This is a genomic window from Nocardia sp. NPDC049220 (assembly GCF_040647855.1).
Taxonomy (GTDB): Bacteria; Actinomycetota; Actinomycetes; order Mycobacteriales; family Mycobacteriaceae; genus Nocardia.
In genome coordinates this window covers 37,981-58,443 of the sequence record NZ_JBEZDA010000008.1, presented here as the reverse complement: position 1 = coordinate 58,443, position 20,463 = coordinate 37,981, and the positions used below count along the sequence as shown (strand labels likewise).

The following is a 20,463-nucleotide window of genomic DNA, read 5'->3' as shown; positions in this document are numbered from 1 at the left end:
AGAAAGCTCGCCGACGCGGTCGCTGGGAGAAATCAGCGCACCACAACTCGTGATCGCATTCTCCATACCAGACAACAGGCGCCTATCCTACACCGATCCTGAGTGCCGCCCGCCGCGTCTGCCGCCAGTAATTCGAAACTGGCCGTCACAACAAAACCCGAAAACAGCACATGGCCGATAAAAGGCGAGCTCCCACCGGATGCCCGCCGTGGATCCGCGCTGCCTCGTGTGGACCGGACCACTACACGATCAAGGAACTGATTTCGCAATGCCTGACCTACGCTCTGTTTCTTTCCGTCGCCCGTCGATCCGTGACGGCGTCACCCTCGCGCTGGCCGCAGCCGGCATCATCGCCATGGGCGCCTCCTCCGGGGTGGCGATCGCCGCGGCCGACGACACCGTTTCTTCTGCCGTGGTCGCCGACGCCGCGCCGATCGATGCCACAGCACCCGCATCGGCCGGACTGCTCCCCTTCCTGCCCGATCCGGCGCCCCCGGTCTATGCGGACAACCTCGACGGCTGGATCCAGCAGGCCCTCGACATCATGCACGCGCACAATATCCCCGGTAGCTACGACGGCATCTACCGCAATGTGATGCGCGAATCCAGCGGCAACCCGAACGCCATCAACCTGTCGGACTCCAACGCCGCCGCCGGCACTCCCTCCAAGGGCCTCCTCCAGGTCATCGACCCGACCTTCAATGCGTACCACGTCGACGGGACCCCCTTCGACATCTGGAACCCGGTCGCGAACATCACTGCGGCCTGCAACTACGCAGCCAACCGCTACGGCTCGATGGACAACGTCTACTCGGCTTACTGAGTCCTCGACCACACCTGACCAGCGCCTCCTCGTCTACCGACGAGGAGGCGCTGTCATCTTCCGGTGCGACGTCGAACTCCGAACCCGCCCACACATCGGTTGTCTATCGGCACACGCGGACAGCGCCGGTACGACGCCGCAGGGTGAGCACACCGACCGCGGATGCTGTCATAGCCAGCCCGACCACCCACAGCCCGGCCTGCTGGCTACCGGTCACATCCTTCAGACCCCCGGTGACATACGGCGCCACGAAACCGCTGATGTTGCCGACCGAGTTGATCAGCGCGATGCCGCCCGCCGCGGCCGCGCCGGACAGGAAGGTGCTCGGCAGCGCCCAGAACGTCGGAAGCGCCGCGAGCACACCGACCGCGCAGACCGTCACCGCGACCATCGCGGCGAACGGATCACCGAGCGAGAGGGCGATCGGAATGGCGAGTCCACCGACCAGCGCCGGTGCAGCGACATGCCACATCCGCTCGCCGGTCCGGTCGGCGTGGCGGCTCCACCACACCATGACCACGGCGCCGACCAGGTAGGGCACGGCGTTGATGAGCCCGCGCTGCACCACCGAATAATTCGTGCCGTATTGCTGCTGGAAGCCGTCGATGATCGTCGGCAGGAAGAAGCCCAGCGCATACAGGCCGTAGACGATGCCGCCGTAGATGAGCGCTAATCCGAGCACCCTCGGATGGGTGAGCGCCTTACGCACCGTCCAGTGCTCGGCGCGCTCCACCGCGGCCTGCTCCTCGGCGAGTTCCTCAGACAACCATTCCCGTTCGGCGGGAACAAGCCAGCGCGCCTGCGCGGGACGGTCGGTCAGGTAGAACCAGGTCACCACCGCCAGCGCAATGGCGGGCAGCCCCTCGACGAGGAACATGAACCGCCATCCGCTGAGCCCGAAGACCCCGTCGCCGTACTGGATGACCAGGCTGGAGAACGTCGCGCCCACGGCGGTCGAGATGGGCACGGCGGTCATGAACAGCGCGACGATCCGCGCCCGCTGCGCCTGCGGGAACCAGTAGGTCAGATAAAGCAGGATGCCGGGGAAAAATCCAGCCTCCACCACGCCCAACGTGAATCGCAGGAAATACAACACGGTCGCGTCGGGAACAAAGGCCATCGCGGTCGCGACCACACCCCAGCTGGCCATGATGCGGGCGATCCAGCGCCGTGCACCGAACCGGTGCAGCGCCAGATTGCTCGGCACCTCGAGCAGTAGATACCCGACGAAGAAGATTCCAGAGGCGAAACCGAACGCGGTTTCGGTTAGCCCGAGGTCGGTCTTCATTCCGTTCGGTCCGGCGAACCCGATGTTGACCCGGTCGAGGTAATTGACAAAATAGAGCAGCCCGAGAAAGGGCACCAGGCGAATCGTGACCTTGCGCAACGTCGCCGCGCCCGGCGCGGTGATAGAAACCATCAGCGCACTCTCGGTCCGATAGCACCCCGCCGTCAAGTTCCTCGTTGCCCGAAGTACTGTCCGTCCATGTCGGTTACCCGGCCGAACAGAGTGCCTCGGTGAGAATCTGACCCGCGCGTGTCAACCGCGTCGTCGACGACCCGGTCATCTCGCCGGTGGCAACGCACCACCGGCGAGAATCGGATGATCGCGGCCCACCTGCACGGCTCGGCTTCACCGACACCACGATGTCAACCTCCTGATCGACGTCGACCGGCCCGACACACTGATCCTCGGCACCATCCGCATGGAGTGACACCCGGATTCTGGGTCGCTTCGATATAGAGTCGCAGCCCCTCGGCAACCTTGCGCGCAAGACTTTCCAGCTGATCCGGGGTGAGCTGCTCGCCGAACGCCGCCGCGGCGAGCAGGCGCTCGCGCGCCTGCTCCAGGTTCATCCTGGCGGAAGGAATGGGCGCGAGATCGGACATGCGCAGACGATACCTCGAGTCGAACATACATTCGACACATGCCGCGCGGTCGATCCGGCAACGGTAGCCGACGGAAGCCGTCCGCCGACTCCGGACGACCGAGACCCGACGCGTGCTGTTCGCCGGGAGACGAACGCGTCAGTTCGGTTCCGGAGGATCGACGGCCGAGGCCGCCTACGCGAAGAGTCGGACAGATCGGACATGCGACCTCCGACGCCGGACAGTGCGCCCTACCTCCGTGTGTCCATCGGATCGGACTACGGCGTAGACAGTCCACCGGGATTGCCCGAGAAGATGTTGAGCGGAGGTGACTCCGGGAAGGCGACCGGTAGGGCGGTGAGCGCTCGGTGGAATGGACCGGGTCGCCAGGCCAACTCCTGCGGCGCGACAGCGAGTCGCATCTCGGGCAGGGCATCGAGCAGCTGATCGATGGCATCTTGGGCGATCAGGTACGACACAGACTTGGCTGGACAGGCGTGTGGCCCGAGACTCCACGCGAGATGCGCTCGGTTGTCGATGTAAGTACCCGAATTGATCGCGGGGTCATTGTTGCAGCCGGACATGCTGATGATTACCGGCTGGTGTGCGGGTAGCCAGACACCATCGATCAGGATCGGCTGTTTCGGGAAGGAGACGCAGTAGTTCGACAGCGGCGGGTCGGTGTACAGCACCTCGTCCAATGCGTCACGCGTCGACAGGCTTCCGCCGAGAATGCCGCTCCCGAATCGGTCGTCGGTGAGCATCAGCCGCAGGGTGTTGACGATCAGATTCTGCTGCGGTTCGATACCCGCGCCGTACAGGCACAGCACCTGATGAGCCATCTCGCCGTCGTCGAGGCCGGCCGGGTGCTGGCACAGCCCCGAGACGATGTCGCTACTCGGCTCGGCACGTTTCAGTTTCACCAGGTCGAACATCGCTCCGGTGAACATCGCGTGGCCCTTGTCGGCGTCCACGCCCTCGAACATCGCGGCCATGCCCATCGCCGCCCGCTGTCCGATCTCGGGCGGGCAGCCGAGCATGGCATTGACCACCGCGAAGGACAGCGGAAATGCGTACTGGTGAATCAGATCGGCCGAACCGTCCTGGCAGAAGGTGTTGATCAGTGGAACCGCTATCTGCTCCACGGTGGCGTGCAGCGCGAACATGTCGATCTCATCGATACCCGCGACAATGGCCTGCCGGTAGCGGGCATGTACCGCACCATCGTTTCGGATCATGGCCGGGCGCCACTCCAGCATCGGCCGAACCGGGCAGTCGCCGGGGATATCTTGTTGCCAGGTGCGCGAATCGGCCGGGAAGTGCTCGGGGTCGTTCAGGATCCGAATCGCGGCGTGATAGCCGATTACCAGCGTCGCCGGTACACCGGGCGCCAATTCCACCGGTGCCAGCGAACCATATCGGCGCCGCATCTCACGGTAGGCGCGTTGCGGGTCCGCCGCGTACTCCTCCGAATACAGCGCGACCCGGGGGCCGTCGGTAGCGATGGGCGATCCATGCTGGACAGGGCACGCTTGCACCGGGGACGAGTTGTGCGGCGGTAACTGTGGCTTGGTCAAAGACGAAACTCCAGACGAGGAACCAATATTGGGCGGGCGTGGTCAGCGCGCACACGCATATGCCTCGGTCACGCACGAATGGCGTACGGGCGCATGGGCGTACCAGTTTCGACCAAGATGCCGCGCGTACCTCGAGCAGGTACCGCGCGGCGCCTCGAACCGAACCCAACGCATACCGTACGCGAACCGCCGACGCAGGGCCGAGCTTGTGCGAATATCTCGATCGACCCGTCGACCCTCCATGGCGAATCAGCGCTATGCCCTGCGGAACAAAACGCTGATTCGACGTATCTACTTAGGAGGGCGCGGGTTTGGCGAATATGTCGACCCGAACGATACTCGAAACGAGCGCCATCACGCCGCCTGGCCCCACACCTCCGAATCGGCCCTACTCGCGCCGCACGGGCAACTGATCCCAGTCGGCGAAATCAAGCCACGCTTGCTGATAGTCGTCCGCGGCGATCGGCGCCGCCAGCGGTGGGATATCGAAAGCGCCCACCAGTATGTCCAGGTGATCGGCGAGCTCGCGGCGGCAGGCGGTGAGTTCCATCCCGAGCCGAGCCGCTCCCTCCGAGTTCAGCAGCCCCTGCGAGGTGTACCAGAGGGCGTGTTCTTGCAGACGTTCCAATCCATACGCCGTCGCCAAGACACCGAGCAGCCCGCGAGCGCGCCTGTCCCAACTGTGCTCCGCCGCAGCCAAAACACAGTCAGCGGCCAGTCGCTCGGCTATCGCTGTGGACAGTTCGATTGCCGCGGAGTCGGCCCCCAGGACGTCTGGACCGGTGTCGCCGGCCTCGGCCGCTGATGCCAACACGCGTTCTCGTTCGGTGAGCAGTCGCTGCCACCACGGGGTGTTGCCGGGCGAATTCGCGACGCTCAGCCCGGTGACCTCCAGATGGCTGGGCCCACGCCCTTGGGCGACCTGCCATGCCATCTTTCCGGTCGTCACCTGTAGAACCTGGTTCTCCCCCTCCGCGGTGATGATTCCTTCCACGTTCCCAGCCCAGTCCGTGATGTAGTTGGCGCGCAAGGCTCCCTGGGCCGCGCAGCGTTGACGGCATATTGACAGAACCGCCAACGCGGTATTCGACAGAATCGGCTTGGCCAACATCGCCCGGACGGATCGGGTGAGGTCGGCATCGTCCGCGAAACGTTCGCGGACATCCTTCGCAAGCAAGGTCATCGCGTAGACCTGCGCGACAGACGACGTGAGGTCACGCAGGAACGCGTCGCGTTCGCTCAAGGCCGGTCCGCTGCCTGCGCGGCGCTGTTTTGCGTAGTGCCAGGTAATTGCGGTCCCCGCCCTGGCGCCGGCCACCGCCGCGCTGGCCAGCGTAATCCGCCCGGTCTGCAAGGGGCTGATGGCACGGTGGAAGCGCGCTCCGCGTGACAACTTGCAGATCAACTGGCCGTCGGCGAAGTGAGCCCAGTCCCCGCCCAGCAGTCCCTCTGCGGGCACCACCGCATCCTGGAACATGATCATCGCGTTGTCCATCGGCGCCCATGCCTTTTCGGGCAGCGGCGCGACATGGACGCCGGCCGCAAGCCCCGCGTCCGTTCGTAGTCGTAGGAGAAACGGAAACACTCCTTCGTCGACGCCGTCGACCATGAGCCGGGCAGTCACGATCACCGTCTTGGGGACATTGCCCGCGGCGACGTTGGGCATGAACTTCACCGCACCCGCATTCGGGGTGCGCAGCAGGAAAGTTCCGTCGGGCTGGTGAATCGCCAGCGTCTGCATATCGGTGGCGTTGGTGCCCGCGAGTTCGGTGAGCATCAGCACGCCGATCGCCTCCGCACGGTCCAGTTCGTCCAGGCACTGCTGCTGATAGGGCGAACCGTTGCCCAACTCGTCGATTCCGCCGACGACGAGGCGGAAATGCCCCGACATAATCGGCAGCAGCCGGGGCGCGGCGATCGCCGCCCAGTCGAACACCGCACCGAGCAGCGCCGTGTCGGCAGCGATGCGACGCGACGACCCACCCAGATCACGGATGAGATTGCGCAGCATCTCATAGCTACGCTGCACTTCGGCGTCGTGCGTGTCACCCCGGGCATAGTGATCATCGAGCGCGACCATCGCCTTCTGCACCCGAGTGTGCAACTGGTCGTCGTCGCCGAACAGGGCAGCCCGCAAGGCCGTGGTTGTGGTGTCGACGTGCTGCGACACATCGGGCAGCGATGACACGAGCGTGGCGGGCGGGTCTGTGATGGTCATGATGTCCCCTAAGTCAGTTGGTGTCTGGGGTAGGCGTCCCGGAGTCCCCCGGTGTAGCGGGGTGCAGCTGACGAAAGTTCCGCAGGAAGGTGCGGTGCGCAAGGGCTGGTCACCCTTCCGTGTCGGAGGCTCCCGTTGCTGATCGAGAACCGGTGCGGATCGTCGCTTCTCAGGGATCTACCAAAGGTTGCCCACGAGGCAAGTGTGTGATGAATGGACACCGATAGTGGCTCTGCGCCAGCAGATCCGAGGCGGCAACGTGGTCGGACGCCCCTGAGCCGCAGAGCGGAGCCGCGCTTGGTTCCACGCGCTTCCGCTGGTGGAGTTCATCGAATCTCCGCCCGGTATGAATCGCGGCGCCGGCACCGAATTGCCAGCTGTCATCGGCGGTTACCTCACCACGATCGGCATCACACGAGGGGGAGCCTGTCACACCGGGATTGCGCCCATGCCTCGTGCCTCCAGCCACCCCACCGGCAACCGACATCGACCGAGACACTCGCACCGGTGCGTGTGCAGGAAGTCCTCCGTGGCCGCACTGCCCGGGCTCACCATCGAAGCGGCTTACCGGCAGCTCACCGGACGAAAACGCACTGAGCGGTAGGTCCATACCCAGGCCGGCCTAGCACTGGCCTGCAGACTCATCGACGCGCTGCGCGTTGTGCTGCGCTACGAATGCGAATATGCCTGTAGCGCAATCACTTTCGTCGGATTCGAGAATCGGCACAAACACTCGGAGTCCTTCCTTGCGGGGGCACGACGATGATCACCGGGCGCGCGGTGGCGGCCATCGGTTGGCACACATGATCAGATTGCCGAAGCGGCGTTCAGGGGTAGCGAAGAGGGAATGAAGCCTGTGTTACGTAACAGATCACAGCTCCGTCCCATGGGTGACCGTGTCCGCTCTGATGGGACCGGCCCCACGTAGTGAACTCTCACAGCATTGCCATCAGCAAATCATACACGTATACAACGGATTTCAGGCACCGAACCCGCTAGCTGACCTTTAACCCAGCGCCGGGTGGCGAGGACCGTATCGGCCAACAGGGCGTCCGGGGCCGCGACCAGCGCACACGCCGCCACCTATCCGCGCGGTCGGCCATGAAGAGACATCCGCTCACGACTACCGCTGCATCAGTCGGACTTTCGACACAAACTGCACCGCCCACGCCGAACCGGCATCCGCACCCACAGATGACCGAAGCCCTTGGTTGGGTAATCCGTTCTGGCGCAGGCGGATTACCCAACCAAGGGCTTCGCTTCGAGATCGATGGGAGGACTGGACCGAACCCGCCGCCCGAGAGCAGCACTGGGGCTCGGTCACTCACAAAGGGTTCTCCTTAAAACACCTTCAGCGGTGGCGATTCGGGAAAGACTACCGGCATGGACACCAGAGCCCGATGGAAAGGCCCTGGCCGCCACGACAATTGATCCGCCGGACAGGCGAGCCGAATATCGGGGAGAGCATCGAGCAACTGATCGATGGCGTTCTGCGCGACCAAGTACGCCACGGACTTTGCGGGGCAGGCATGCGGCCCGGCGCCCCACGCCAGATGCGAGTTGTTGTCGGTGTATTCCCCGTCGTGGATCGCGGGGTCATTGTTGCAACCCGCCATGCTGATGACTACGGGTTGGTGCGCGGGCAGCCAGACATCATCGATCAGGATCGGCTGCCTCGGATAGGTGACGCTGAAGTTCGCCAACGGCGGGTCGGTGAACAGCAACTCATTGAGCGCATCCCGAGTCGAAGGGCCTACTCCGGCGAACCGATCATCGGTGAGCATCAGCAGCAGCGTGTTCACGATCAGGTTCTGCAATGGCTCGATCCCCGCGCCATACAGAGTGACCAGCTGATTGATCAATTCCGCGTCGTCGAGTTGGTTCTGATGGGCCAGCAGCCGCGAGGTGATGTCGTCGCCAGGTTCGGCCCGCTTACGGGTGAGCAGGTCGAACAACGCGTTGGTCAACGTTGTGTTGATCTTGTCGGCGTCCACCCCCTCGAACATCGCGGCCAACGCCTTGGCGACCTGCTGCCCGATGTCCGGCGGGCAGCCGAGCATGGAGTTGAGCACAGCAAAGGTGAGTGGGAAAGCGTACTGGCTGATCAGGTCGGCCGTGCCACGCTCACAGAACGAGTTGATCAGCGGGACTGCCACCTGCTCGACGGCACTGTGCAGCGAGAACAGATCGATTTCGTCGATGGCGACCGTGTTGGCCTGCCGGTAGCGCGTGTGCTCGAGTCCCGCACTGCGCAACGCATTCGGGCGCCATTCCAGCATCGGCAGGATCGGGCAGTCACTGGGCACGCTCTTCTGCCAGCTGCGCGGGTCAGACGGAAAATGTTCCGGATCGTTGAGAATCTGCACGGCGGTGTGGTAGCCGATCACCAGCGTGGCGGGTACGTCCGGCGCCAGGTCCACCGGAACCAGCGAACCGTACTGGCGGCGCATCTCACGATAGGCGCGATGCGGATCTGCGGCGAATTCCTCGGTGTACAGCGCAACTCGGGTAACACCGGTCTCCACCGGTGATACGTGCGGAACTGGGCAGGCGCGAGCCTGGGTGCTGTGCTGTGGTGTGGTCAATGACATGACTCCAGGTATAGAACAGGAATACGACGGGCGTTCCGAGTGGTCTCGGGCATGTGTCCCCTTGCGTCGGAATGCGTTGTCAGGGCGGTGCGGCCCGCCGGGGCGGGGTCTTGATCAGGGCGAGGTGCGGCGCCGAGCCGCTACTTCTCGGTGCGTTGAACGAATGGAACCGCGGCTACTCCTCGCCGGCTAGGTAGACCGGTAACGTCCGGTGCCCATTCGACACGAAACTGACCACAGGCTCCACCTTCGACGCAGCCACGGCCAACCGCAGGTTCGGAAATCGCCGGAAGACCGCCGGGAGAACGATGGCGGCCTCCAGCCGCGCCAGCGGGGCGCCCAGGCAGTGGTGGACACCATGGCCGAAGGCCACGTGCTGATCCCTGGTCGGACGCGTGACATCGAATTCGTCGGCGGTCGCGCCGTGCACCTTCGGGTCGCGGTTGGCGCCCACGTAGCAGGCCAGGATCGCCTCGCCCTTGCGGATCCGGATCCCGTCGATCTCGATATCGTCGACGGCATAGCGCATCGGCAGGTGGGCGACCGGTGATTCGAAACGCAGCGTTTCCTCGACCAGATCAGTCCAGGGCACTCGGCCCTCGACGATCTCGGCACGCAGTTGCGGACGGGTCAGCAGCGCGAAGATCGCCTGATCGAGGAGGTTGACCGTGGTCTCGTGCCCGGCATTGATGACCAGCATCAGGGTGTCGACAAGTTCCTTCTCGGTCAGCCGCGAGCCGTCGTCCTCGTCCCGGGTGGCGATCAACACACTGGTGAGGTCGTCACCGGGAGTTTCGCGCCGATAGGCGACGAGTTCACTGATCAGCCGGTACATCTCGAGGTAGTTCGCCCGCGCTTGTTCGGGCGTGAACGAGCCGTCGAAAAACCCGTCGACACAGGTGCGGATTGGCGAACCCAAGTGTTCCGGCACGCCCATCAGCTCACTGAGGACCTGGATCGGGACCAGATAGGCGAATCGCGCACGGAAGTCGACCGACTCGCCCCTCGGCGTCACCGACAGATCGTCCAACAAGATCTCGGTGATCGCCTCGATGCGCGAACGCAGCGCCGCGGTACGGCGATGGGTGAAAGCCGGCGCCACCAATTTACGCAGGCGGCGGTGCCCGGCTCCGTACGCGGTGAACATATTGTCCACCGCCACCCAGGAGTGCAGTGGCCAGTCCTCGGTGATCTCGCCGTTTATGAATGCCGTCCAATGCTGCCGCGGGTCCTTCGACACTTGTGGGCCGGCCAGCAGGCTTTTGAGCACGGTGGCGTCGGTCACCGACCACGCGGGGACACCGCCGGGCAATTCCACCAGGCTGACCGGCCCTCGTGCACGTATCCGCGCCGACTCACCCTGGATGTCGGTACCGGTGGTGTCCAGAGCTATCGGTTCATGCTGCATCGACTCTCCTTACGGCATACTCAACGGCGGACACTCGGGGAATACGACCGGCAACGCGGCCATGGCACGGCTGAACGGGCCCGATCGCCACACCAGCTCCTCGGTCGGCACGGCCAGCTGTATCTCGGGGAGTGCGTCGAGCAACTGGTCGATGGCGTCCTGTACAACCAGGTACGCGATCGACTTGGCCGGGCAGGCGTGCGGCCCGGCACCCCACGCCAGATGCGAGCGATTGCCGGTGTAGTCCCCGCCGCGGATCGCCGGATCGTTGTTACAACCGGCCATGCTGATGACGACAGGTTGATGAGCGGGCAGCCAGGTGTTCTCGATCAGAATCGGCTGTCGCGGATAGGACATGCAGTAGTTCGCCAACGGCGGGTCATCGAATAGCACCTCGTCCAGCGCGTCGCGCGTCGACAGGCTCCCACCGAGGACATCGCCACCGAACCGCTTGTCGGTGAGCATCAGCAGCAGAGTATTGGTGATGAGATTCTGCTGCGGTTCGATACCCGCACCATAGAAGCTGATCAGCTGGGAGACCATCTCCGTGTCGTCCAGGTTGGCCGGGTGATGCGCCAGCCGTGACGTGACATCGTCACCGGGCTGGGCGCGACGGAGCTGGATCAACTCCATCAGCGCCTCGCTCAGAGTCTGCATTCCCCACGCGGCGTTGACCGTGTCGAAGAGCGCGGCCATGCCGGTCGCCACCCGCTGTCCGATTTCCGCCGAGCAGCCGACCAACTGGTTGATGATCTCGAAAGCGAGAGGCAGCGCGTATTGGCTCACCAAATCCGCCGAACCATCCGCGCTGAAGCTGTTGATCAGCGGTATGGCGATCTTTTCAACCGTGGCATGGAGCCCGTGCAAATCGATGGCGTCGATGCTCGCCGCATATGCCTGTCGGTACCGCGTATGCGCTAAGCCACTGTTGCGCAGCGCATTCGGATACCACATCATCATCGGCTTGATGGGTGAGTCGTCGGGAACGTCCTGCTGCCATATCCGTGGATCCGCCGGGAAGTGCTCGGGATCGTTGAGGATCCGCAGGGCGGTGTTGTAGCCGATCACCAACGTTGCGGGAACACCCGGTACCAACTCCATCGGAACCAGCGATCCGTGCTCGCTGCGCATTTCACGGTAGGCCCGATGCGGGTCGGCGGCGAACTCCGGGGTGCTCAACAGAACTCGGGGGCCAGCGTTGTCGATCGGTGAGCCGTGCGCGACGGGACACGTTCCGGGCGTGGCGACGTCGGACACGAAGTTCTCCGAATATGACGCGGTCAAAGACGGGACTCCAGACGTTGGAACAGGAATTCGACGAGAGTGATCAACGAGCGCAGACACGTCCCTCGGTCACGGGCGTCGAGCGACGTCAGCGGCGTGCCCGGTTCCAGGTCGAGCGCGTCGCGGACTTCGTCCAGTGAATAACGCTTGGCGCCCTCGAACTGGTTGACCGCAACGGAATACGGCACGCCGCGTTGTTCCAACACCGAAAGGACCTCGTCGGACTTCTCGATACGACGGGTATCGACCAGCACCAAGGCGCCGAGCGCGCCGCGGGCCAACTCCTCCCACAGCGGCACGAAGCGCTTCTGCCCCGGCGTGCCGAACAGGTAGAGCGCCAATTGCGGGCTCAGGGTGATGCGGCCGAAGTCCATGGCGACGGTCGTCTGCGATTTGCCGGGCAGACCCGCCATATCATCGATGCCGACGCTGGCCTCGGTGATGGTCTCCTCGGTGCGCAGCGGCCTGATCTCCGAAACGCTGTTGACGAAAGTGGTCTTTCCGACACCGAAGTTGCCTGCAACAAGCAGCTTCACCGACCGGATCACCGTGTCGGGTACGTAGTCGATAGCGTCGTCAGACCGCGAGAGCACGGAGCCCATTGAGTACCTCCTCCAGCAGGGCGATCTCCGGCAGGGTTTCCTCCGGGGTTGGGATGACCATATGGTCGCTGTCGAGGAGGTCGGCCACGATGATCTTCACGACGGACGGCGGTAGGTCGAGATAGGCGGCGATCTCGGCGATCGACAGGGCACTGCGGCACAGCGTCAGGACCCGGCGCGCGTCGGGGCTCGCACCGGGCGCCGGATCCTTGGCGGCGACGGCCAAGGTGACCAGGTCCAGTTCACGAGTGGGACGCGAACGTCCACTGGTGCGCACATAGGCGCGCACCAGATCGGGATCACGCCGGGATCTCGTCATGGCGTTTCGCTACCGTCGGGCCTCCTGCGGGGCTGGCTGCCGAGCTCGCGCCCGACCCGCGAGGCAAGCTCGTTCATCCGGTGCGCGACGAGACCGACATCGATGTCGGTCGTGGTCGAGACACCGAGTAGGGCACCCTCGCCCGCCGCGGTGATGAGGATCATCCCCTGGTCGTACTCGGTCATGTTCTGCCGCACACCGTTGTCGGAGCCGCCACAGAACTCACCGAGTGCCTTGCCGAGCGACCGCAGCCCCGAGGCCGCTGCGGCGAACCGCTCTGCGTCGTCCTTGGAAACGCCGTTCGAGTGGGCGATCCGCAGACCGTCCTCTGACAGCAGAACGGAGAACCGGACGCCGGGAATGCTGAGATCCTCCAGTAGCCAACCGAGTTTATTGCTGCTGTCGGTCACCGGTGTGCTCATCAGGATGTCATCCCTTCGGTGTGATCGGGTGCGGCGGCGCGGCCGCTCTGGGAGCCGCTCTGCCATGCGGCCGCGATATCAGGGCGGGCGAGTCCGGTTTCGGTGCGCGGGCCTCCCGACGTCGGTTCGGGCACCGACGTCACCGCTCGGCGCCGGCGCTTGGGTAAGCCGCCGCTGGTTATCTCGTGCACGGTGGATCCCTCATCCTCCCTCGGCCGCTCGTTCACTCCGGCTAGTACCGGTACCGGCACAGGCACCGATTCCGGCTCGGGCTGCGCGAGTTCGGTGATTTCGGCGGACTGTTCGATATTCTGTGGGGCAACCAGCAAGGGTTCGGGGACGTACACCATCGCGCGCATGCCGCCGTAGACGTTGGGGCCGTCGATGTACACGGTGAAGCCGTAACGGCGCGCCAGCGCGGCGATACCGGGGAAACCGACCTTGGGTGCGGGCCCGAGCTGGTGAATGTCGACCGGGCGCTCATTCGCGAGCACCTGCCGGGCCTCTTCCATCTGCTCGGCATTCATCCGCACGCCCGCGTCATCGATGATGACCGTGACGCCGTGGTGGCCCTCCTGGAAGCTGACATCCACGAAAGACATCGGCGGGGAATAACGTAGCGCGTTGTCGAGCAGTGTGGCCAGCGTGTGTACGAGCGGTTCCACGGCCCGGCTGATAACCACCCGGTCCAGTTGGCCCGAGCGCACGCGCAGGTAATCGCGGACACGACCGGTAGCGCCGCCGACCACGTCGGTGAGCGACTGCTGCGGCCAGCGCCGACCAGGAAGACCACCACACACAATGACGAACGACTGTGCCTGGCGGATCATCTGCTGAATGGTGTGGTCGATTCGGGTGAGCGTCGCGTAGACCTCGTCGTCCCGGTGTTGGCGCAGCGCGGCGCTCACCACCTGGCCGACGTCGGCGCCGAGGCTGACGACAGAGGTGCCGAACGAGCGGACCGCGGCGCTGGTCGCCTGACGCGACGCAGCGGACACCTCGGTACGCGCAACCTCCTCGGCGGCTTTGACCGCCTGCTGCACTTCGTTGTTGGTCTGCTCCCTGGTCTCCGAGCGCATCAGGCTCAGATCGTCGGCGTACCGCTCGGAGATCCACCGCAGGCACTGCGCCAGCCGCGAATTCTCCATGCCCGCCTGCACCTCGACCGGAGGAACCTGCGACTCGAACCGACGGATCGATTCGGCCACCGCGGGAAGCGTGGTGGCGGCGAACCGTTCCAGCGTGTCTTCTGTCGCGCGCTGTTCTCTGGTCAGAGCCTGGACCTTGGCCTGCTGAGCCTTGGCATATTGCACTGCATACAACGCCCCCGCTACGGCAATCACCAGAGCGGCGGCGAGGATCCATGAAAGCACCACGGCGATATCTTGATTCATCAGTTCTTTCGTCGTTGACTGGTCTCGGGGAATCGGCCCTCAGCCATCCTGCTTCGCTTGCCTTCCCTCGCCTGCCGACCATTGACGGACCGGTCGGTTGGGTCCGCGTCGGAGATCCGGAGCCCCGCGACGACACCGAGACTCACCGGTGTCTACTACCTCACTGTGCCCGCAGGACAGGCGATTCCATGATGAATCGCCGACCGCACGGCGTATGTCCGCACGATCACCAGAACCCGACCACCGCACATTAGCAGCATTCCATCGAAGTCTCTCGAGATGTACCGACACTTTTCAGTTTCCCGAAGCTGGGACGAAAGGCACTGCCGCACAGACGATTGGTGCGTAATAATGTTGGGCTACTGTGCCCTCCGAGATCGTGCACATCACGTCACGGCGCGACGCAGCGGCCCGTCGACAATTGATGTCGCCGCCACCGACACACGACAATGTCCTTACGCTGGGAATATGCCGACGAGAATGGGTATTCACTGATGTATCAATCGCTGTGTCGACAGTACCGGGATTCGACTGCTCGGCCAGTCCGGCGCAACGACACCGCCGGCGTATCGGCGCTGTCGCGCCCCATGGACAACAGACACGAACGCCGCCGCTCCACCGAGCTACACGTGATCTCGTCACCCGCCTGACTTCGGCGAACCGTCGGTACCGGATACCATGCGCCCATGGCAAAGCTGACGGTCTCCGTCGACGTCCCGATTTCCCCCGAGGACGCCTGGTCGCACACCTCCAACCTCGCCGAACTCGACAAATGGCTGACCATGCACGAAGCCTGGCGTGGGACCGTTCCCGCCGAACTGACCGTCGGCACTCAACTGGTCGGCATCGCCTCGGTGAAGGGCCTACGCAACCGAGTGACCTGGACCGTTCAGGCGGCCGAACCGCCCCGCCGGCTGCGACTGACCGGCGCGGGCAAAGGCGGGACCAAACTCGGCCTTCAACTACTCGTCGCCCCGAAAGGGTCGGGTTCGGAAGTCACCGTCGACATCGAGCTCGGCGGCAAGCCGCTGTTCGGCCCGATCGGATCCGGCGTCGCCCGCGCGGTCAAAGGTGACATCGAGCGCTCCCTCGACCGTTTCGTCGCGCTCTACGCCTGAACTCCTGCGCCGAGATACCTTGCGGCGAGTCGGGAATCGGCTCGTGGAGCAGACCTACGACACACCATGTATCGCCGCTGCGCACCGGGGCATCCGTCGCCAGCAGGCTCGGCGGTCAGCTGCTGAAGGCATCGAAGACTTCTTCGGCGCGGTCGCGGGTGCGATACATGTCCCAAGCCGCGTCCGCCAAGCGGTCGGGGTCGAGGGTATGACCCGCTGGGCTGCCGAAGCGGGCCGGGTCGGCGGTCACCATGGCGTGGATGTCGCCGCGTTCGACCAGGCCGCCGATAGTGAGGGTGCCGGCGTAGACGTGGCGCTCGACCAGTGCCGCGTTGAGGGTGAGGGCATAATTGCGGAGCGCGGCAGCCGCGAGGGCGAGGTGCCCGACCATCGGCATCGGACGGATGCTGGACAAGCCGCCGGCAAAAAGCAGTGCACCATCGCCACGATCCAGCATGCCGGGCAGCACGGCCCGCACCACCTCGACCGCCGGCCAGACCCCGTCGAACGCGGATTGCGCTGTGGCTATGTCGATTTCGGTGATCGGGACCGGCAGTCGAGTGAGACCGGGGCCGTAGTAGGCCACCGCGACTTCACTGTCGCGCTGGATCTCGTCGAGCACCGAACTCAGCGATGTCGGGTCCGTGACATCGGCGACATGAGCGGTGGCCTCGATGCCGTGCGTCACGAGATCCGCTAGGTATTCGCCGTGCCTGACGGCACTGCGTGAGACGACCGCGACGCGAAGACCTTCACGGCCGAAGCGTCGGGCCATCGACATTCCGAGACCGGGGCCGACGCCGATAATCAGGGCCGTTCCGCTGTTCGACATACCATCTCCTAGAATTCGAGGGGGTCCTCAATTTTCGACCGTACCACGAATCCGAGGCTCCCCTCAGATTTTGTAGACTGTCTCCATGACCAAGCCCCTGCGCCGGGACGCGGCCCGCAATCGCGCGAAGCTGCTGCATGAGGCGGCCGACGTGTTCGCCGAGCAGGGCCTCGACGGCTCGCTGGAGGAGATCGCGCGCCGCTCGGGGGTCAGCATCGGGACGCTGTACAACCACTTTCCGACCCGCGATGTGCTGATCGACGCGTTGATCCCACCGCGGGTGGCGGCATTGGACGAGGTGGCGGCGCGGGCGGCGGCCGAGCCGGACGCGTGGGCAGCGTTCGCCGGATTCACCAGGGACCTACTCGGCAGACTGACCACCGATCGTGGGTTGCTCGACGCGTTCACCGGCGACCATCCCGCGGCAGCCCAACTGGTGGCGGCGTGCCACCGGGGGATGTCTCAACTGTCATCGGTTCTCGACCGCGCGCGAGAAGCGGGGGCGGTGCGTTCCGACGCGAGCGACGAGGACGTCGTCAACCTGCTATGGGCGCTGTCGCTGCTCGGAGACGCCACCGGCACCATGGCATGGCGCCGATGCCTGGATCTCGTACTCGACGGCCTCCGAGCCCCCTGACCGCGCAAAGGAATTTGCACCCATGCCATACGCCGAAGCCACCGACGGCGTTCGCCTCGCCTATCAGTTCGCGGGTGTAGGCGAGCCGCTGGTCCTACTCGCCGGACAGGCCAACAACCACCACTGGTGGGACAGCGTCCGCACGGACTTCCAGGACGGCCACCACACGATCACGCTCGACTGGCGCGGTACCGGCGACAGCGACAAACCCGACGAGGTCTACAGCACACCGGGATTCGCCGACGACGTTGTCGCGGTGCTCGATGACCTCGGCATCGAGCGGACTGCCGTCTATGGAACGTCGATGGGTGGCCGGGTAGCGCAATGGCTAGCGGCCCGCCACCCAGATCGGGTGCACACCTTGGTGCTCGGCTGCACCTCCCCCGGCGGCCGCAATAGCGTCGAGCGCGGTCCCGCGATCAGGAGGTCACTGGCCCAACCGGACAAGGTTGCCGCGAGACAGGTGCTGCTGGAATTGATGTACACCCCGGCATGGCTGGCGAGCGAATCCGGCCCATACAATACGCTCGGCGACCCCAGGATGCCTGCCTACGCGAAGCGCAGGCATCTGTACGCCAGCAACAAACACGACGCGTGGGACGCCCTGCCGGACATCCATATTCCCACCCTCGTGCTGCACGGCAGCGACGACCGCTTCAACCCCGCCGCGAACGCCGACCTGCTGGCCGAGCGCATCGCCGGGGCCCGCGTACACCTGATTCCCGGCGCCCGGCATGCCTACTTCGACGAATTCCGCACCGTCGCGAGTCCGCTCGTCCGGGAATTCCTCGACGGAGCGCGTCCGTAACCGGCAGAGGACCGCGACGTCCCGAGATCACCGTGGAGACGGCTGATCTCGGGACGAATTGGACTACACGTGCACCACCGATGCCGCGTCCGCGGCCTCCGGATTCTTCAGCTTGGTCCGGGGCAGGAAGAACGCGGGGATCACGGTGAGGACGATCAGCACCAACGCCACCACGTAGGTGTGGCTGAAGGCCTCCGCGGCCCGCTGCAGACCCGTTTCGACCGCGCCCGGTGGGAGTTTGCTCGCCAGTGCGGGGTCGAAGTTCGCGGCAATCGCCGGACGGGCGAGCGGCTCGTTGTTCAGCAGGTTGGTCAGCACGACCGACATCGTCGCGGTACCGATCGAACCCGCGGTCTGGTTGACGATGTTCATCAGTGTCGAACCGCGCGCGACCTGCTGATGGGTCAGGGTCTGGATCGCCGCGGTCATGATCGGCATCATCGTGCAGCCCATGCCGAGCCCCATCACGAACAGGGCCGCGATCATGGTGACATACGAGCTGTCCGCGTCGAGCTGGACGAAGTAGGCCGTACCCAGCGAGATCAGCGCGATACCGAAGATCACGATCTTGCCGGGACCGATCTTGTCGACCAAGCGTCCGGCGATCGGCATGGTGAGCATCGCACCGAGACCCTGTGGCGCGATCAGCAGACCTGCCTGCAGCGCCGATTCACCGCGCACCTGCTGCAGATAGGTCGGCAGCAGCAGGCCGGCTCCGAAGAAAGCGATCGCGAACAGCACCATGGTGAGCACCGAGAAGGTCAATGAGCGGTTGCGGAACAGGTGCAGATCGATCAGCGGGTGCTCGGTGCGCAGCGCATGGAACACGAACGAGATCATCAGGACTACGCCGATGATCACGGGAATCAGCACCCTCGCCGCCTTGACCGTCCCCTCACCGGGGATGGAGGAGACACCGAACAGGAACAGCGCAAGACCGGGTGAGGCAAGCAGCATGCCGAGGAAATCGAACGACTCCGACGGCTCCGGCTTGTCGCCGGGGAACACGATGACGGCGAGTACCAGCGCGATCACACCGATCGGCAGGTTGATCAGGAAGATCCAGTGCCAGCTGAAGTTCTCGATCAACCAGCCACCCAGGATCGGACCGCCGATCGGGCCGAGCAGCATTGGCACGCCGAGCACCGCCATCACCCGGCCGACCCGCTGCGGGCCCGCCGCATGCGTCATGATTGTCATGCCCAGTGGCATCAACATGCCGCCGCCGATGCCCTGGATCACGCGAAACGCGATCAGCGACTCGATGTTCCAGGCCGTGCTGCACAGCACCGAGCCGAGCACGAAGAAGGTCAGCGCCATGATGTAGAGCCGTTTGGTGCCGAAGCGGTCCGCGGCCCATCCGGTCAGCGGGATCACGCTGGCCAGCGCGAGCGTATAACCGGTCATGGTCCACGCCGCGACCGCGTAACTGGTGTCGAACTCCCGCTGGAAGGTGGGGATCGCGACGCTGACGACGGTGATGTCGAGGATCGACATGATCGCGCCGAGCACGACCACGCCCGCGACCTTGAAGACGGCCGCATCCAGCTTGTCGGCCGACGGGTCGAGTCCAGCCGCGTGAGTATCCGGAGGTTGTGTCACCGCTTCAGCGTTGCACTTCTGCGCTCTTCGCACCAGGGCATTACGGTTCCGCGTGTCGCGAAGTCGTCGAATGCGGCCAAGGCAGCCTCGGTCGCGGCGTCGCTCGCGGGCAGCAGAGGCAACCGGACCGCGGGACTGGGGATACGCCCCTGCGCCGCGAGAACCGCCTTGATGACCACCGGGTTGGGTTCGGCGAACAAGGTGGCCGACAGTGCCGCGAGCCGGTGACCGAGCAGCCGCGCCGGGTCGATCGGACCGTCGTGCCAGGCCCGAACGAGGGCGGCGAACGATGCGGTGTGTACCGCCGCGGACGCGGCGATCGCACCGGACGCACCGAGAGCGAGTAACGGCGCAATGTACTGGTCGTCGCCGGCCAGCACCGCGAAGTCGGCGCGGCGCGCGCCCATCAGCGCGATGGTGTCGTCATCGATGGCGCCGACAGCATGTTTGACGCCGATCACGTTCGGCAGGTCGGCCAACGCGAGCAAGGTGTCGGGGCCGAGCGTTCGACCGGTTCGGTACGGGATGTTGTACACGATCAGCGGCACCGGGCTGGACGCCGCCATGTGGCGGAAGTGCGCGAGCACCCCGGCCTCGGTCGGACGCGTGTAGTACGGGACCACGGCGAGCGCGGCGGTACTGTAGGCATCCAGCCCGGCGAGAGCTTCGACCGAACCCGCGGTGGAGTTCGATCCTGCGCCGACGATCAGCGGGGCATCACGCTCCCGGCAGACGCGCGCGCAGATATCGAGGATCAGCGCACGCTCCGCGGCGGTCAGCGTCGCGGGTTCCCCGGTGGTTCCCAGCGCGACGATTCCGGTGGCGCCGTCGTCGAGGACCTCGTTGGCGAGCCGCTCCAGGGCTTCGGCGGCCAGCGCGCCGCCGACGGCGAAGGGTGTGACCAGCGGAACGAACAGGCCTGCGAGCGTCATACCGACCAGCCTCTCCGGGCCGAAGAT

At 65.0% G+C, this 20,463-nt stretch carries 18 protein-coding genes; 4 read left to right on the top strand and 14 right to left on the bottom strand.

What is annotated here, in order from left to right:
• Window positions 1-268 precede the first annotated feature (268 nt).
• On the top strand, window positions 269-823 hold the full coding sequence (locus tag AB0C34_RS19105) for a transglycosylase SLT domain-containing protein (RefSeq protein ID WP_357074288.1): 555 nt from the start codon (window positions 269-271) through the stop codon (window positions 821-823).
• Window positions 824-926: 103 nt separating this feature from the next.
• On the opposite strand, the gene AB0C34_RS19100 is transcribed toward AB0C34_RS19105, so the two are convergent.
• From AB0C34_RS19100 to AB0C34_RS19050, 11 genes are all read right to left on the bottom strand, one after another.
• Window positions 927-2,243: an MFS transporter gene (locus tag AB0C34_RS19100; RefSeq protein WP_357074286.1), complete on the bottom strand. Its 1,317-nt coding sequence runs from the start codon at window positions 2,241-2,243 to the stop codon at window positions 927-929.
• A 230-nt stretch (window positions 2,244-2,473) separates the two neighbouring features.
• Window positions 2,474-2,713: a DUF6374 family protein gene (locus AB0C34_RS19095; RefSeq protein ID WP_357074283.1), complete on the bottom strand. Its 240-nt coding sequence runs from the start codon at window positions 2,711-2,713 to the stop codon at window positions 2,474-2,476.
• 257 nt (window positions 2,714-2,970) lie between these two features.
• The gene (locus AB0C34_RS19090; RefSeq protein ID WP_357074280.1) at window positions 2,971-4,269 is read right to left on the bottom strand and encodes a cytochrome P450; all 1,299 of its coding nucleotides are present in this window, start codon (window positions 4,267-4,269) and stop codon (window positions 2,971-2,973) included.
• Between the two features lie 388 nt (window positions 4,270-4,657).
• Window positions 4,658-6,487 (bottom strand): acyl-CoA dehydrogenase family protein, encoded by a 1,830-nt coding sequence (locus AB0C34_RS19085; RefSeq protein WP_357074277.1) that lies wholly within the window; start codon window positions 6,485-6,487, stop codon window positions 4,658-4,660.
• A gap of 1,340 nt (window positions 6,488-7,827) precedes the next feature.
• Window positions 7,828-9,078, bottom strand: a complete 1,251-nt coding sequence (locus tag AB0C34_RS19080) for a cytochrome P450 (protein ID WP_357074274.1) — start codon at window positions 9,076-9,078, stop codon at window positions 7,828-7,830.
• Window positions 9,079-9,253: 175 nt separating this feature from the next.
• Window positions 9,254-10,486 (bottom strand): cytochrome P450, encoded by a 1,233-nt coding sequence (locus tag AB0C34_RS19075; protein ID WP_357074271.1) that lies wholly within the window; start codon window positions 10,484-10,486, stop codon window positions 9,254-9,256.
• 9 nt (window positions 10,487-10,495) lie between these two features.
• Window positions 10,496-11,743 carry a cytochrome P450 gene (locus AB0C34_RS19070; protein WP_357074269.1) on the bottom strand — a complete coding sequence of 416 codons (1,248 nt, stop codon included), beginning with the start codon at window positions 11,741-11,743 and terminating at the stop codon, window positions 10,496-10,498.
• Window positions 11,744-11,766: 23 nt separating this feature from the next.
• The gene (locus tag AB0C34_RS19065; RefSeq protein ID WP_357074266.1) at window positions 11,767-12,372 is read right to left on the bottom strand and encodes an ATP/GTP-binding protein; all 606 of its coding nucleotides are present in this window, start codon (window positions 12,370-12,372) and stop codon (window positions 11,767-11,769) included.
• A complete protein-coding gene (locus AB0C34_RS19060) occupies window positions 12,347-12,691 on the bottom strand; it encodes a DUF742 domain-containing protein (protein WP_357074263.1) in 345 nt (114 codons plus the stop codon). Before AB0C34_RS19060 ends, AB0C34_RS19065 begins: the two co-directional genes overlap by 26 nt.
• Window positions 12,688-13,113 carry a roadblock/LC7 domain-containing protein gene (locus AB0C34_RS19055; protein WP_357074260.1) on the bottom strand — a complete coding sequence of 142 codons (426 nt, stop codon included), beginning with the start codon at window positions 13,111-13,113 and terminating at the stop codon, window positions 12,688-12,690. The genes AB0C34_RS19060 and AB0C34_RS19055 overlap by 4 nt, the downstream gene beginning before the upstream one ends.
• Entirely contained in the window at window positions 13,113-14,507 is a 1,395-nt protein-coding gene (locus tag AB0C34_RS19050) for a sensor histidine kinase (protein ID WP_357074257.1), read from the bottom strand. The genes AB0C34_RS19055 and AB0C34_RS19050 overlap by 1 nt, the downstream gene beginning before the upstream one ends.
• Before the next feature lie 686 nt (window positions 14,508-15,193).
• Between AB0C34_RS19050 and AB0C34_RS19045 the strand changes: the two genes are divergently transcribed.
• Window positions 15,194-15,625: an SRPBCC family protein gene (locus tag AB0C34_RS19045; protein ID WP_357074254.1), complete on the top strand. Its 432-nt coding sequence runs from the start codon at window positions 15,194-15,196 to the stop codon at window positions 15,623-15,625.
• Window positions 15,626-15,740: 115 nt separating this feature from the next.
• Here AB0C34_RS19045 and AB0C34_RS19040 read toward each other — a convergent pair whose 3' ends face one another.
• Complete coding sequence (locus tag AB0C34_RS19040; protein WP_357074251.1) at window positions 15,741-16,457, bottom strand: SDR family NAD(P)-dependent oxidoreductase; 717 nt, start codon at window positions 16,455-16,457, stop codon at window positions 15,741-15,743.
• A gap of 85 nt (window positions 16,458-16,542) precedes the next feature.
• On the opposite strand from AB0C34_RS19040, the gene AB0C34_RS19035 reads away from it, so the two are divergent.
• The gene (locus AB0C34_RS19035; RefSeq protein ID WP_357074248.1) at window positions 16,543-17,094 is read left to right on the top strand and encodes a helix-turn-helix domain-containing protein; all 552 of its coding nucleotides are present in this window, start codon (window positions 16,543-16,545) and stop codon (window positions 17,092-17,094) included.
• Window positions 17,095-17,116: 22 nt separating this feature from the next.
• Window positions 17,117-17,902, top strand: a complete 786-nt coding sequence (locus AB0C34_RS19030; RefSeq protein ID WP_357074246.1) for an alpha/beta fold hydrolase — start codon at window positions 17,117-17,119, stop codon at window positions 17,900-17,902.
• Window positions 17,903-17,965: 63 nt separating this feature from the next.
• Here AB0C34_RS19030 and AB0C34_RS19025 read toward each other — a convergent pair whose 3' ends face one another.
• Window positions 17,966-19,504: a DHA2 family efflux MFS transporter permease subunit gene (locus AB0C34_RS19025; protein WP_357074243.1), complete on the bottom strand. Its 1,539-nt coding sequence runs from the start codon at window positions 19,502-19,504 to the stop codon at window positions 17,966-17,968.
• Window positions 19,501-20,436 (bottom strand): 4-hydroxy-tetrahydrodipicolinate synthase, encoded by a 936-nt coding sequence (gene dapA / locus AB0C34_RS19020; protein WP_357074240.1) that lies wholly within the window; start codon window positions 20,434-20,436, stop codon window positions 19,501-19,503. The genes AB0C34_RS19025 and dapA overlap by 4 nt, the downstream gene beginning before the upstream one ends.
• Between the last annotated feature and the right edge of the window lie 27 nt (window positions 20,437-20,463).